This is a genomic window from Thalassospira profundimaris WP0211 (assembly GCF_000300275.1).
In the GTDB taxonomy this organism is placed as follows: Bacteria; Pseudomonadota; Alphaproteobacteria; order Rhodospirillales; family Thalassospiraceae; genus Thalassospira; species Thalassospira profundimaris.
Genome location: NZ_AMRN01000010.1, coordinates 1 through 14,902, shown reverse-complemented (window position 1 = coordinate 14,902; position 14,902 = coordinate 1). Strand labels below are relative to the sequence as shown.

The window sequence follows — 14,902 nt, the reverse complement described above, 5'->3', positions numbered from 1 at the left end:
AACAGATACGAAATCCCTGACGGAGGGGATCAATCGCGTGTCTGTTTTGAGTAATTGTAATCCGCAGAAACCAAGGATTACAGGGCGCTACCAATGTCTAAGGGGTATGTGCAAATTAAATCGGTATTATGATGCCGATTTGCGAGCATATAGCTCCGCATGCGTCCGAATTCGACGCCAGACCAAACGCCGCGGGAGGGTATTTCACCAATGACCGGTCGCTATCAGGAAATCTACGAACGTTCGATCGCCGACAAGGAAGGCTTTTGGGCAGAAGCTGCTGAAAACATTTCCTGGTACAAGAAATGGGATCGCGTTCTCGATGACAGTAACGCGCCGTTTTACCGCTGGTTTGCCGGTGGCAAGGTCAATACTTGCTATAACGCACTGGATCGTCACATCGAAAACGGTCGTGGTGATCAGGCAGCCCTGATTTATGACAGCCCGGTCACCAACACGGTTCAGACATTCACCTATTCCCATTTGCGTGATGATGTCGCCCGCCTTGCCGGGGCGCTGCATGCGCGCGGGGTGACCAAGGGTGATCGGGTGATCATCTATATGCCGATGATCCCGCAGGCCGCGATGGCCATGCTGGCCTGTGCGCGGATCGGCGCAATCCATTCTGTTGTGTTTGGTGGTTTTGCATCCAACGAACTGGCGACCCGCATCAATGATGCAAAGCCAAAACTGATCCTGACTGCAAGCTGCGGCATCGAAGGATCGCGCGTCATTGAATATAAACCGCTGCTGGATAAAGCCATCGCCATGGCGGATCACAAACCCGAAAGCGTCATTCTGTTCCAGCGGCCACAAAGCGATGCGTTGCTGATGGATGGCCGTGATTACGACTGGGAAGTCGAATGTGCCAAGGCCGCACCGTCTGACTGTGTCCCGGTTGATGCCACCGATCCGCTTTATATCCTTTATACGTCCGGCACGACGGGCCAGCCCAAGGGCGTTGTCCGCGACAATGGCGGGCATATGGTGGCCCTCAACTGGTCGATGAAGAACATCTATGATGTCGATGCCGGTGACGTTTACTGGGCGGCGTCCGACGTTGGGTGGGTGGTTGGCCATTCTTATATCGTTTACGCGCCGCTTCTGGCCGGGTGCACGACGGTGATGTATGAAGGCAAACCGGTCGGAACGCCGGATGCCGGTGCGTTCTGGCGGGTCATTTCCCAGCACAAGGTCAAGGTGCTGTTTACGGCACCAACCGCGTTCCGTGCGATCAAACGCGACGATCCCAAGGCCGCACACATGGCCAACTATGACCTTGGCAGCCTTAAGGCGCTGTATCTGGCGGGTGAACGTTCGGACCCCGATACCCTGCAATGGGCGGAAAACAGCCTTGGTGTGCCGGTGATTGATCACTGGTGGCAGACCGAAACTGGCTGGTCGATCTGTGCCAACCCGCGCGGGATTGAATTGCTTCCGATCAAGTACGGCTCGCCAACGGTGGCAGCCTGCGGTTGGGATGTACAGGTTCTGGACGAGGCTGGAAAACCGCTTGAACGCGGTCAGATTGGTGCGCTTGCCGCCAAATTGCCGCTGCCACCGGGGACGCTTCCAACCCTTTGGCAGAATGATGACCGGTTCAAGTCATCCTATCTTGAAGAGTTTCCGGGCTTTTATGCCACGGGGGATGCCGGTTTTATTGACGAAGATGGCTACATCTACGTCATGTCGCGCACTGACGACATAATCAATGTTGCCGGGCATCGCCTGTCGACCGGGGGGATGGAAGAAGTGCTTTCAAGCCATCCAGATGTTGCCGAATGCGCGGTCATTGGTGTGCATGATGATCTTAAGGGGCAATTGCCGCTGGGCTTTATCGTGTTGAAGTCCGGGGTCACCCGACCGCACGACGCGATCTTGGCCGAAGTCGTTGCCATGGTCCGCGATCAGATTGGCCCGGTGGCAGCATTCAAGAAAGCGACTGTGGTCGAACGCCTGCCCAAGACCCGATCGGGCAAGATCCTGCGCAAGACCATGCGTTCTATCGCTGATGGTGAAAGCTATAACACCCCGGCAACGATTGATGATCCGGCAATTCTTCCCGAAATCGCCGAGGTCCTCAAAGAAATCGGTTATGCAAAATAGATAGACCCGCCCATCACAGATGCAAACTCCCGCTCCCAACTTAACGGAGCATCCTTGCACCCGCTTTTGCTTTCAAAAGCGGGTGCTTTTTTGAAGGATCAAGTTTTGGGAATGATCGGGCTGTCGTCGCCAAGTGGCCGTTGCATCAGGACCGAATCAAGCCAGCGGTCAAACTTGTAGCCGACCTTTTTAAACGTACCGACCATTTCAAAGCCATGGCGTTGATGCAGGCTGATCGATGCCTTGTTCGCACTATCCCCGATCACGGCAACCATTTGGCGCCACGGACCCTCTTCACACCGTTTAATCAGGGCCGCCATCAGAAGGCTGCCAACACCCTGGCCAACACAATCATGGGCCACGTAGATCGAATTTTCGACCGTATGGCGATAGGCCGTGCGCGGGCGATAGGTGCCAGCATAACAGTAGCCAACAATAGTATTGCTGCGCACGGCAACAAGATAGGGCAGGCCTTTATCGCGAATGGCGGCGAACCGATTGGCAATTTCGGCCTCGGCAGGTGCGGTTTCCTCAAACGATGCCGTGCCATGCAGAACATGGTGGCGATAAATCGCCGTGATGGCCGGGATGTCTTCAAGTCCGGCGTCGCGGATGGTGATGTTTGGTAACAGGGCTGTGGCATCGTCTTTGGTAGCGGTGTTCGAAGGCATGTTTTTTATCCGGCATGATGATGTTTGAGCTGACATTACGCCCAAATGCAGCATAAGTTTAGCTTTGATAAATTATGCACAGCATAAGGAAAAGTTTGGTATGCGTGCACTTAACCTTGATCAGCTTCATGCCCTTGCCGATGTTGTGGCACTGGGAAGTTTTTCGGCCGCAGCCGATAAGCTTAATCTCAGTCAGCCTGCCATCAGCCAGCAGGTGCGTCAGCTTGAAACCCGCATGGGTGTCAAATTGATTGAACGCGTGGGCAAACGTGCCGAAGCCACACCGGCGGGGTTGGCCCTTTTGGCCCATATCAGCGACATTGATGCATCCGTGCGCGCCGCCGAGGATGCAGTGGCCGGATTTTCAAGTGGTGCAGCCGGTCGCGTGCGGATCGGAACCGGGGCAACCGCCTGTATCTATTTCCTGCCGGCAATTCTTGAAAAGCTTCAACGCAGCTTCCCAAAACTCGAAATCATGGTTCGTACTGGCAATGCTGGCGACATCGTTCGTGCGATTGAGGATAAAAAGCTCGATATCGGCCTTGTGACCATGCCATGCAGTGGGCGGAGCCTTTCGGTAACGCCGATCATGACCGATCCGTTTGTCGCAATCTTTCACGCGGATGCCGATGTCGGGGATGTTATTCGCCCTGCCGATCTGGAAGCGATGCCATTGGTGCTTTATGAACGCGGCGGATTGACGCGCACATTGGTCGATGATTGGTTGCGCAAATCCGGGGTTAATGGCCGTTCGGTCATGGAACTCGGCAGTGTGGAGGCGATCAGGGAACTTGTCGGGGCAGGCATCGGTGCGACGATCCTGCCCGAAATGGGCGCAAGACCAGATCGAACCCAGTTTCCCATCAACACCCGCCCGTTGTCACCGCCACTCGTGCGCGAACTGGCGCTGATCATGCGTCGCGATAAAACTCTGACGCCGGGGCTACAGGCTGTCTGCAATAGCCTGAAAGCAGCTGCTGACAGGCGCAAAACTGATCCGCAAACCGGTCAGTCTTCCTCAGAAATGAAGAAGGTTGGAAAATCCGCATCCGGCTCCGGCGCGTGAAGCGCCACACCAGCCGTCGTGATCATTTCGGCGATATGATCCGGGGGCGGGCAATCGATGAAGAATGCGCTGACATCGCGGATGGAGCCGCCGCGTACAACGGCGTTGCGGCCAAACTTAGTGTGATCGGCAACCAGATAGGATTTCCGGGCATTTTTCAGGATGGCAGATCGGGCGCGGACTTCCTGTTCATCGAAATCAAGAAGGCTGCCATCCGGATCAATTCCGCCGACGCCAAAGATGCCGTAATCAACCTTGTAGCTGTTAAAGAACGCCTCGACCTCGGGACCCAGGACATCGCGGTCACGGTTGCGCAGACGCCCACCAATCAGGGTCACCTCAAAGCTGTCATTGGTGGCCGCGACATAGGCGACATTCAGGTTGTTGGTGAAAATCCGAAGATCGCGATGTTGCAACAGCGCGTTGGCGACAAGTTCCGGGGTGGTGCCAATCGAAAAGAACAGCGACGCCCCGTTGGGAATTTCGCGCGCCACCAGGGCCGCGATCTTGCGCTTGTCATTGACGTTCAGAACCTTGCGCGCCCGATAGGCGATGTTTTCATGCTCAAGGGCGGGTTCAACACCGCCGTGGCGACGGCGTAGCAGGCCCTCATCACACAACGCATTCACGTCGCGCCGGATGGTTTGCGGGGTAACGTCAAAGCGTTCTGCAAGTTGTTCGATGGTGCGAAAGCCATCAGCACGGACAAGTTCGACAATACCTGCCTGGCGTTCGGTTGGGCGTTTTTGCATGGAAACGTGTCTTCGGTGTTGTTCATTTGAAAAGCAGCCGAATGGTATGTCGCGACCATGTCGGTTGCGTTACCGTTTCGCGGCAATACTGTGAAACAAACCTTACGCAAGCAGGGCGTAAACCCCAACGAAAAAGGCCGCCCAACGGGCGGCCTTTAAAATTCGATCAGGATTTGAAGAGGTTTTCGGCCGCTTCCATGTAATCGGAAGTTTTCGGCTCGTCTTTCTTCTCGTCCTTTTTCTTGCCCGGATAATCCGGTTCCGGATTGATCTGCAGTTCTTCGGGCAGCGGATCCGGCTCGACATCCTTGGCGATCTTTTCCGGGTTCTTCGAACGGGCAATCACGACCTGTTTTTCAAGGTCAAGCTCGGTGCAAAGGCCCATGGTGACCGGGTTGCGCGGTGTCAGGTTGGCCGAGTTCCAGTGCGAACGATCACGGATCTTGCCGATGGTGTCCTTGGTGGTGCCGATCAGCTTGCAAACCTGCGCATCGGAAAGTTCCGGATGGTGTTTGAGAAGCCATGCAATTGCATTCGGGCGGTCCTGGCGTTTGGAAACCGGAGTATAGCGTGCACCCTTCGACTGCGCGCGCGGGCGCGGCAGGTCGGATTTCGCCATTTTCAGGAATTCGCGCGGGTCTTTTTCGCAACGCGCGATTTCTTCTTTGGTCAGCTGACCATTGGCAACCGGATCGAGGCCAACGATACCTTGGCCGACGTCGCCGTCTGCGATGGCCTGAATTTCAAGCTCATGGAGTTCGGTAAAGGCAGCAATCTGCCGGAACGACAAGCCGGTATTGTCGATAAGCCATACAGCGGTTGCTTTGGGCATGAGGGGCTGTGCCATATTTCCTCCTGTTTCCTTCTTTCTCTCTGGAGACCGGCGATGGGTATAAGGCCCAAAAAGCGCGGGAATGTCTGCCCCAGAATATAATCTCTTTAGGTGGTCCGGCAATGCAGCAAGGTCAACCGCGGGGGTTGCTGCGCATCATCGGATCCGCCATTGCGTTCTTTTCGATCAATGTGCGGGTAAATGCAACAATCTGTTGCGGTGTTCTGAAAAGAATATTTCTTTCAGGACCGCAAGCATAGCAATGTTGCCTTGGATCGGTCAGATAAAACTTATCAGACCTTCGTCCATACGCGATCAGTCGACTTCCAGTATCACTTTTCCGATGTGTGCGCCACCCTTCAATGTGGCATGTGCCTCCGATGCCTGTTCAAGCGGGAAGGTCTTGTAAATCACGGGCGCAACTTGACCGGATTCCAGAAGCGGCCAGACTTTTTCGCGCAACGAAGTGGCAATTGCGCCTTTGTTGGCAACCGGCTGCGCACGCAGGGTTGATCCCATCAGCGTCAGACGTTTGAGCAACAGCGGGGTAAAGTTGGTTTCCGCCTTGGGTCCGCGCAAAAAGGCAATGATCAGAATGCGGGCTTCAAATGCAGCTGCCTTGAAATTCCGACTGACATAGTCGCCTGCGACCATATCCAGAATAACATCTGCGCCTTTTCCATCGGTTGCGGCTTTGACCTCTTCGACAAAGTCCTGGGTCTTGTAGTTGATCGCGACATCTGCCCCCAAGTCACGGCATGCCTGACATTTTTCGTCCGTTCCGGCGGTGGCAATCACCTTGGCGCCAAATGCCTTGGCAAGCTGGATGGCGGTGGTGCCGATCCCCGATGTGCCACCATGCACCAGAAATGTCTCGCCCGCCTTCAAATCAGCTTTGTCAAAGACGTTATGCCAGACCGTGAAAAAGGTTTCGGGCACTCCGGCGGCGGCTATCATCGACATGCCTTTGGGCACCGGCAGGCATTGCGCCGCTGGCACTGCGGCATATTGGGCATAGCCGCCGCCGGTTACCAGTGCGCAAACCTTATCCCCGCATTTCCAGTCGGTGACGTTTGATCCAACAGCAACAATTTCGCCCGACAATTCAAGCCCCGGGATTTCTGACGCACCGGGCGGGGGCGGATACATGCCGGCAACTTGCATCAGGTCCGGTCTATTCACCCCACTTGCTACAACCCGCACCAAGACATCATCCGGGCCATGGTCCGGCACCACGACATCACCCAGCACAAGGGCAGGGGTGTCGGTGTCTTTCGTGATCTCGACGGCTTTCATCTTTCTGGGAAATTCTGGATTGGACATCGGGACCTCGTTGGCGAAAACTGCGTTTTATACCTATCTAGGACATGAAGGAAATTCAATGCCCCTGACCTGACAGGGAATAATGGAGGATGATTGTGGACGAAGAAGAGTTTGCTGTTCTCAAATCGGGTGAATTTGGCTTGCCGCGCAATCTTGAAGGAATGTCGGTTACCAGTCTCAAAGACTATCGCGCCGCGCTGGAGCGTGAAATTAAACATGTGGATGAGACGCTCGCACACCGCAAAGGTGTGACCGAGGGTGCAGAAGCATTGTTCAAGAGCTGACCCCCATCTGGATGCTTCGGCGCGGCATGTTCGATTACTAGACGTGAGGATGATTTTTTTAAACCTGCGGTTAATTGAAAATTAAACTTGCCGTCTTATATGTGGAATAGAGGGTCATCTGATGGCTCTCTTGTCGAACGTGATGTTTCGATGCCTCCCTGTTAAACTGAGCCGCCCTTTTTTGGGCGGTTCTTTTTCTTTGTGATTGATTTTTAGCGACTTAGTGGCTTGCCAAATAAGGCAGTGCGCATCTGTTTTTGCGTATTGATCTGCAAAAAGGTACGGGTTAATACGTATTGTCACATTTGTGCCATGAATAGCCTTGACCGCCTCTTAAGCGCTGGCTAAAGTTCGCACACAACAAAAACAAAACCAAAAAAAGTCCGGCAAGTTTAGCAGGTTGAGGTGAGACCGCCCCGAAAGTGGGCGGTCTTTCTATTTGCGCAATCCCCGTCTTGAAGCCGCTCAAAACCTTCCCAATATATTCAGGATGACTCACGAGCATCCCCCGACGTCAAAGGCGGCGTCGTATCAAAGCAATTTCTCGGTTGTTCATTTTTCGCGTACCTACGATGAAGCCTTTACACTGCTGATAGAGGCACGGAATTACCTTTCCGCCCATCGTGGCCAAAGCAAGAAACAGGGCAGTCGCGAAGCCGTTGCACAATGCGTCGAAGAGATGCGCATGACCACGCGATTGATACGGGCAATGGCGTGGCTTCTTGCCGTGCGTGCTGTTGAAGCGGGGGAAATCCCTTGGGATGAGGCTGTCGATATTGATGATCTGATGGTCGATCTTCGGGTCTGTACGGTCAACCCGCACGAGGAATATGGTTTCCTCTCGCCCGGACTTCTGGACCTGATGGGGCGCGCGCATTCACTTTACATGCGTACCGCCCGTATGGAATTGCAGGTCGCCGCGCGCTGCAACGGCTAATAGACTGCAGCCTTACCCGAACATTGTTTTTGCCCAGGACTGGTTGCGGCGCGGTTGGTTGATAACGGCGCATAGCGCATTCTGGTGATCACGGGATGCAGAGGATGGGGTAAAGCTCAGCTTCGGGCTTGAACCTGGAAGACCTCAATCGGGTCGGCAAAGCCCTTCATCTGACGTGTGCCTTGCGAGACAAAGCTTGCCCGACTGCCGCTATAGGTATTCTTGACGTTTTCCGAAACCAGTGTTTCGTCACCGCCTGCTTGCGCACAGACACGTGCAGCAAGCTGGACCACACTGCCAAACAGGTCGTTTTCCTCGGCAATGGCCTCGCCGGCATTGATGCCGATGCGGATCTGGAATTTCAGATCCTGGCTGGCATTGTGGGATGCCATGTTTTTCTGGATTTCAATGGCGGCCTCTACCGAACTCGCCGAGGACGGGAACACGGCCATGATGCCGTCGCCCATATGTTTGACTTCCTTGCCATAATTGTTGATCAGGGCCGTGCGCACGATCTGGTTATGAATATGCACCATCTGCTGCGCGCCATGATCCCCCAGTTCCTGGGTCTTGGCCGTGGAATTGACGATGTCGGTAAACATTAGGGCATGAAGCTTTTTGCCACCGGCACCTTGTGGGCCAGCAGCCGGTTTGTCGCTCCAGTCATTGATTGCTTTGGCAACCGATGACGTGATGCTCTTTTCATCTTTGATATAGGCGTCCATCGACTGGCGGCCCGCGCCATACATATCCTTGTATTTCGGCTCAAGAATATAGTCGTCGACATTCTTGCAGAAAGTCTCGGCCATGCTTTTGTTTGCGCCCATCGCCGAAATGCAATCCCGCAAAATGACGCGCCCGTCCTTTTGATCAAGGGCATGTTTTTCACTGCATGCATCACAGGCCCCGGCGACATAAAGGTTAACGCCAAACTTGTGATAGGCATCAAGGGACGTCACTTTACGCTGAATGGCTTCGATCGATCCGGTGATGAAGTCGCGCATCTGTTCGCGTGTCGCCCGCATTTCGCGTGTTTCGACCAACGGTTTTTCGGGCGTATCGTCAATCGGCTCCGGTGTGGCCTCTGCCGGTGTGTCGTCCTGCGCGTCTTCTGCGACCTCTACGTCCGTGTCACCATCCTCACGGGCCATTTCGGCCGCCATTTCTGCGGCTGACTTGCGGCGCACATCCGAACCAGATCCCTGTGTGTTGCCCGTGCGATTACCAGTGCGGGCCGTTTTGGAACCTGTCGAACGAAAAGACGCCATCGAAGATCTGCGGGCACGTCCCTTGAACTTTTTGGTCAGCGCCATCAGCATCGGTACGACGCTGGCCAAAAAACCAACGGTGAAGGACAGGAAGTTGGCCTTGTCATAAAAGCCCTGACTGATCTTGAGCCCCATCCCCGGCAGGAATTCAAGCCCCTTGGCAGCAAGCAACATGGTGGCAAGGCCAACCGCAATCGCAACACAGAAGGCGACCATCATCTTAAGGCCAAGACCAATAAGGGTCTGGCTTTCTGCAACCGATGCACTTGGGCGAACAGCTGCGGGTTTCTTTTCGCTCGCAGGTGCCGCATCGTTGGGTTTGTCGGCAGATGTATCTGCCTTTGGCATCATTGGGGCGGGGGCAAGACGCTGGGGATCGGCCTTGGGCGGGGCTGACCGCTTTGGTTTTGCCTGCGGGTTGGTGTTTTCCAGTCTGCCCTGACCGCGCGTCTCATAAATCACATATTCGTCAGAGCTGTTGGTTGCGTGGTCGTAAACCTCGCGAATGACTTTCACGCCTGACACGTGATTTGCGCGCTCGATCTGTTTGGCTTCTTCTTCTGCCTGCTTTCTTTGCGCACCAGTAAAGTGACCGTGGATCTGCCACCGGCCTGAACGGTCTTTAACATAGACCTCATAGCTAACCTGGTTACGTGCTGTCACTTGATTCATCTAAGAGCCTGATCATGCGTGCAAGCAGAACAGGGCAGCAGAATCGGTGCCGCCTTATCCTAACGAATGGGATTATGGCAAAAAAAAGCCGAAATCACCATCAGATATGCTGGGTAACAGCCGAGAGTTGTTCCAACCATAGCTTTTTACCGTCGGCAGCTATGCAAATTCAGGGTTTAGACAAAGAAAAACGCCCGCGGCATCAAGAAGATGCGACGGGCGCTGATCCCACAGAACACAGAAGCGTGTTCTTTGCTTAGTTGCCGATATTGAAACCAGCGAAGCGCTTTTTGAACTTAGCAAGCTGCCCGCCGCTGTCCAGAAGACGGTGAACACCAGTCCAAGCCGGGTGGCTTTTCGGATCGATGTCGAGCTTCAACACATCGCCCGGATTGCCCCAGGTCGACTGCGTGGTGAAGGTGCTGCCGTCAGTCATCTGAACGGTGATCTCATGGTAATCGGGATGGATATCTTTTTTCATCGCCTATCACTCCGGAATTTGAAGCGCGGTGTATAGTGTAAAAAATCGGCTCGCGCAACCCCTGTAACCGGTAATTATCCGATTAACGCCAAATGAGGGGAGTGCAGTAGCGATCAGGCGGTCGTTTAACAGTGGTTGACCCATGTTTCAAGCTTTTCTCGCACCCGTGCTTATGCATACTTGCACAGGCCACTTTATATAGTATGGTGCGCCAACAATTGATTGTCGCCTTGCCGGGGGATTGGACCCCGATGATAGACGGAGAATATGACTGTGGCCCTTGAGGAAACCCGCTTCCATCAGCTTGCAGACGAAACCATCGAAACGCTGTCTGATGTTATTGATGATGTCTTGGGCGATGACCTTGATGTTGATCTGCAGTCCGGCATCCTGACCATCGAACTCGATTCGGGCGAGCAATTCATCATCAACAAGCATGGTCCGAACCGTCAGGTCTGGCTTTCTTCGCCGGTCAGTGGGGCAAGCCACTATGACTTTGATGAAGACAACGAAACCTGGACCTCGACCCGCGGCTCGACCACGCTCCATGATCAGCTTTCGGCTGATCTCGCTGTCAAAACCGGGAACAAGCTTGATCTTGGCTGATCTCTTTATATCGGCCGCGTGGTTACCACTGCATACGGAATAAAGTGCCTTGGCGCGTACACCGACTTCTTCTGCAAAACTTACCGATCGTGAAACCAGCCGGAACCTCTCGTCGCTCCGTGCCATTGTCCCGTTCGTCACAAAATACCGTTTGCAGCTGTTCGGCGCGCTGATCGCACTGGTGACCGCGTCTGGCACCGTACTTGCGCTTGGCAATGGCCTGCGCATGCTGGTTGACGAAGGCTTTGCCGAAGGTGACGGCTCGCTGCTGGATCGGGCATTGTTCGTTCTGTTTGCAGTAACCCTGTTGCTTGCGGGCGCAAGCTATATGCGCTTCTTCCTGGTTTCCTGGATCGGGGAACGTGTGGTTGCCGATATCCGTTCCGCCGTATACCGCCATATCATCCGACTGGACTCTGCCTTCTTTGAGGTCACAAGAACCGGTGAAGTCCTTTCGCGTCTGACGACCGACACCACATTGCTTCAGGCCGTCATTGGCTCAAGCGTCTCGATCGCCCTTCGCAATGCCCTGATGTTCGTCGGGGGACTGACGATGTTGGCCATCACCAGTCCCAAGCTCACAGCCCTTGTTTTGCTGGTGGTGCCGTTGGTGGTCATTCCGATTGTCGGATACGGTCGGCGCGTGCGGCGTTTGTCGCGCGAGTCCCAGGATCGGGTTGCCGACGTCAGCGCCTTTTCCGAAGAAACCCTCAATGCGCTGCGCACGGTGCAGGCGTATACCCACGAAGAAATCGAAAGCCAGCGTTTCAGCGGCCATGTCGAAGGGGCCTTCAGAACAGCGGTTGCGCGTATTTCTGCCCGCGCCCTTCTGACTGCGATTGTTATCGTCATGGTGTTTGGTGCTGTTGGCACCATCCTGTGGATTGGTGGGCATGATGTGCTTGATGGCGCGATCTCGGCGGGGGAACTTTCGGCCTTTGTCTTCTATGCGGTGGTGGTTGCCGGTTCCGTTGGCGCCATCAGTGAAGTGATCGGTGATTTGCAACGTGCGGCCGGTGCAGCGGAACGCCTTGTTGCGTTGCTGTCGACGGAACCCAAAATCAAGGCCCCGGGAAACCCAGTCGCGTTGCCGGTACCCCATCAGGGGCATGTCAGTTTCGAAAACGTCACCTTCCATTATCCTGCCCGTCCGGACCGCTCGGCCCTTGAGGGGCTTAGCCTGTCGGTCAAGCCGGGCGAAACGGTTGCACTTGTTGGCCCTTCGGGGGCAGGCAAGACCACCGTGTTCCAACTACTGCTGCGCTTCTATGATCCGGCAAGCGGTGTGATCAAAGTTGACGGGATCGACATCAAGACGGCCGATCCGGTCGCAGTACGCGAACGCATTGGTCTTGTTGCACAGGATCCGGTGATCTTTGCTGCCAGTGCATGGGACAACATCCGCTATGGCCGTCCGGGGGCAAGTGATGCCGATGTGCGTGCCGCTGCCGACGCTGCGCATGCCAGCGAGTTCCTCGATCGGTTGCCGGATGGCTTTAATACCTTCCTGGGTGAAAAGGGTGTGCGCCTGTCGGGCGGTCAGCGGCAACGCATTGCGATTGCGCGCGCGATCCTGCGCAATCCTGCCATCCTGCTTCTGGATGAGGCCACCAGTGCGCTGGATGCCGAAAGTGAACAGGTTGTTCAAAAGGCACTTGAAACCATCATGAAAGAGCGCACCACGATCGTGATTGCGCATCGTTTGGCAACGGTTCTGCATGCAGACCGGATTGCCGTGATTGATGATGGCAAGCTGGTAGCAGTCGGGACGCATCAGGAACTGCTTGAAAGCTCCCCGCTTTACGGGCGCCTGGCCAAGCTGCAGTTTGAACGCGACGCAGCCTGATATTAGGGCAAAGCCGAAGCGTTCTGTATGGGTGTCCACTGTAAGCTTTCTTTATTACCACATTCTCCCGACCCAAAACTCTGAGCCTAGGCTTCAACAGCGCAGACATCGGTCTCGGTGTCGCAGAAACAAAAAACCCGCCACAAGGGCGGGTTTTTGATCTTGGACCAATCGGGGTCTTATTCGGCGCTGGCGATCTTGCGGTTGCCGATTGACAGTTCAGCATACTGTTTGCGCAACACATCAGAATCTGCAAGGAAGCGATCAAGCTCGTCACCCTTAAGCGTCTTGCCACTCGGCATCTTCACGCGGATCGGGTTGACCTGTGCGTTGTTTTGCAGGATCTCGTAATGCAGGTGCGGACCGGTGGAGCGGCCAGTTGTGCCAACATAGCCGATGATATCTCCCTGTTTGACCCTCGACCCCTGCTTCAGGCCCTTGGCAAAGCCATTCATATGGGCATAGGCAGTGGCATAGGAATCATTGTGGCGGATCTGGATGTAATTGCCATAACCGCCATTGCGGCCAATCTTGGCAATCGTGCCGTTACCGGCGGCAAAGATCGGTGTGCCGGTCGGGGCTGCGAAGTCGATCCCCTTATGCATTTTGGTATAGCCAAGGATCGGGTGTTTGCGTTTGCCATAACCCGATGACAGACGTGCGCCGTTGATCGGTGTCCGCATCAGCGCGCGGCGATAAGATTCGCCCTTCTGATTATAGAAGTCGGTTTCGCCGTTGCTGTCGGTATAGGAATAAAGCCGAACCTCATGACCGCTCAGTGTCATGCTGGCATAAAGCACATCGCCATACCGTACGCGTTCACCGGCATCATTTTTCAGTTCCTGATACATGATCTCAAAACTGTCGCCCGGCTGAATGTCGCGCTGGAAGTCAACTTCATAGGAATAAAGTTCGATCAGTTCCATCAGAACCGGAATCGGAACACCGTTGCGTTCCGCTGCCAGAAACAGGCTTTGCTCGATCGTGCCCGATGCAACATTGCGCGAAGGCGTCAGTTCGATTTTGTCCGAGGATGCCTGATAGCCGTCATCAGTGCGCGAAACCGAAACAATGGTTTCCGGGTCCGGCTGGAAGCTCATCTGGTCCAAAAGTTCGATATCGTCCTGGGCGTCCGCAGCATAAACAAGGTCGAATTCCTGACCGGCACGCAGTTTGCGCGGGTTGAAGACATCGCGCAGGGCTTCGATCGCGTTATAGGCAGATGTCCGCTGAAGGCCTGTGGCGGTCAGTGTCGCCATCAGGTTGGAGCCCTTTTCAAGGACAACCGTTTCGCGGCGTGGTTCAAGATCGGGGATACTGGCGGTTTCTGTGACGTCGGCGTCACCCCCCATAACATAGCTCTCTGCAGCGCTGGCAGACAGGGCAGTATCCGAGGCGTTCGAATAATGATCAGATAGCAGATATCCGGTTGTTCCCCCCAGAATTACCATCACGCTCGCAATAGAAACCAAGTCTCTTCCGGCCATTGCCGCAGAACTCCCCTAAAAGCCATTTGTCAGTTCACCCGGGCCGTCGCTCTTGTTGGCAACATCGCCAAGAACCTTATACATAAAAGATTTGGCGATGTGAAATGCGAATTGCCGCAGGTAAAAGTGGAACCCGTCCCGACATAATGGCGCGATTTCCTTTACGAACCGTTGAGGGAATCCTGCTGCCTTGGTCACGATGGGCGGCGATCATGTGCCAGCCCACAGTGGCAAGAACATGGCAGCCGAAAACAAAATGAAATCCAGTTCACAGGGCCGCCGATCAGGCGCGCGATATGACATATATATATGTGCCGCTCTCTGGCTGTTCTTGATGTGGGCAAACGACGGCTTCTGATGTGGTAAATGGGCTATATGGAATGACGTGCATGTCGACCGGCCTGATCCATGTTCAGTCGCGGTTTTTCAACCACGGGATGAAGGGTGAATTCCCCCGGTTCCGGCCAGTTTTGGCCCTTTTTACAAAAATGTCTTTTTCTGACGTTTTTTCTCAAAAAAGGGTTTGACAGTTTTGGGAGTGGGCCCTATAACCCGCCTCCACCGACGGGGT

At 54.7% G+C, this 14,902-nt stretch carries 13 protein-coding genes and 1 pseudogene; 7 read left to right on the top strand and 7 right to left on the bottom strand.

Annotated elements, in window-relative coordinates:
* Positions 1–210 precede the first annotated feature (210 nt).
* Complete coding sequence (locus TH2_RS16920) at positions 211–2,106, top strand: propionyl-CoA synthetase (protein WP_008891660.1); 1,896 nt, start codon at positions 211–213, stop codon at positions 2,104–2,106.
* A gap of 98 nt (positions 2,107–2,204) precedes the next feature.
* On the opposite strand, the gene TH2_RS16915 is transcribed toward TH2_RS16920, so the two are convergent.
* A complete protein-coding gene (locus tag TH2_RS16915; protein WP_008891659.1) occupies positions 2,205–2,777 on the bottom strand; it encodes a GNAT family N-acetyltransferase in 573 nt (190 codons plus the stop codon).
* A gap of 100 nt (positions 2,778–2,877) precedes the next feature.
* Between TH2_RS16915 and TH2_RS21970 the strand changes: the two are divergent.
* A pseudogene (locus tag TH2_RS21970) lies at positions 2,878–3,057 on the top strand (helix-turn-helix domain-containing protein); the annotation flags it as partial.
* A complete protein-coding gene (locus TH2_RS16910; protein ID WP_420794688.1) occupies positions 3,037–3,843 on the top strand; it encodes a LysR family transcriptional regulator substrate-binding protein in 807 nt (268 codons plus the stop codon). The pseudogene TH2_RS21970 and the gene TH2_RS16910, both read left to right, overlap by 21 nt.
* Here the strand turns inward: TH2_RS16910 and TH2_RS16905 are convergent.
* The 3 genes from TH2_RS16905 to TH2_RS16895 form a co-directional block, all read right to left on the bottom strand.
* The gene (locus TH2_RS16905; protein ID WP_008891657.1) at positions 3,786–4,595 is read right to left on the bottom strand and encodes a DeoR/GlpR family DNA-binding transcription regulator; all 810 of its coding nucleotides are present in this window, start codon (positions 4,593–4,595) and stop codon (positions 3,786–3,788) included. The two genes, TH2_RS16910 and TH2_RS16905, sit on opposite strands and share 58 nt — an antisense overlap.
* A gap of 166 nt (positions 4,596–4,761) precedes the next feature.
* On the bottom strand, positions 4,762–5,442 hold the full coding sequence (locus TH2_RS16900) for a DUF1013 domain-containing protein (protein ID WP_008891656.1): 681 nt from the start codon (positions 5,440–5,442) through the stop codon (positions 4,762–4,764).
* A gap of 300 nt (positions 5,443–5,742) precedes the next feature.
* Positions 5,743–6,750, bottom strand: coding sequence for an NAD(P)H-quinone oxidoreductase (locus TH2_RS16895; protein ID WP_238538726.1), 1,008 nt, complete (start codon positions 6,748–6,750; stop codon positions 5,743–5,745).
* Positions 6,751–6,839: 89 nt separating this feature from the next.
* Between TH2_RS16895 and TH2_RS16890 the strand changes: the two genes are divergently transcribed.
* The gene (locus TH2_RS16890) at positions 6,840–7,034 is read left to right on the top strand and encodes a DUF1192 domain-containing protein (RefSeq protein WP_008891654.1); all 195 of its coding nucleotides are present in this window, start codon (positions 6,840–6,842) and stop codon (positions 7,032–7,034) included.
* A 490-nt stretch (positions 7,035–7,524) separates the two neighbouring features.
* A complete protein-coding gene (locus TH2_RS16885) occupies positions 7,525–7,971 on the top strand; it encodes a DUF1465 family protein (protein ID WP_008891653.1) in 447 nt (148 codons plus the stop codon).
* Between the two features lie 116 nt (positions 7,972–8,087).
* Here the strand turns inward: TH2_RS16885 and TH2_RS16880 are convergent, their stop codons facing one another.
* Positions 8,088–9,911, bottom strand: coding sequence for an adenylate/guanylate cyclase domain-containing protein (locus TH2_RS16880; protein WP_008891652.1), 1,824 nt, complete (start codon positions 9,909–9,911; stop codon positions 8,088–8,090).
* 256 nt (positions 9,912–10,167) lie between these two features.
* Positions 10,168–10,392, bottom strand: coding sequence for a 50S ribosomal protein L31 (gene rpmE, locus TH2_RS16875; RefSeq protein ID WP_008891651.1), 225 nt, complete (start codon positions 10,390–10,392; stop codon positions 10,168–10,170).
* Positions 10,393–10,659: 267 nt separating this feature from the next.
* Between rpmE and cyaY the strand changes: the two genes are divergently transcribed.
* Both cyaY and TH2_RS16865 read left to right on the top strand, forming a co-directional pair.
* A complete protein-coding gene (gene cyaY, locus TH2_RS16870) occupies positions 10,660–10,998 on the top strand; it encodes an iron donor protein CyaY (RefSeq protein ID WP_008891650.1) in 339 nt (112 codons plus the stop codon).
* 49 nt (positions 10,999–11,047) lie between these two features.
* Positions 11,048–12,844 (top strand): ABC transporter transmembrane domain-containing protein, encoded by a 1,797-nt coding sequence (locus TH2_RS16865; protein WP_008891649.1) that lies wholly within the window; start codon positions 11,048–11,050, stop codon positions 12,842–12,844.
* Between the two features lie 179 nt (positions 12,845–13,023).
* Here TH2_RS16865 and TH2_RS16860 read toward each other — a convergent pair whose 3' ends face one another.
* Positions 13,024–14,196, bottom strand: a complete 1,173-nt coding sequence (locus tag TH2_RS16860) for a M23 family metallopeptidase (protein WP_008891648.1) — start codon at positions 14,194–14,196, stop codon at positions 13,024–13,026.
* Positions 14,197–14,902: the final 706 nt, after the last annotated feature.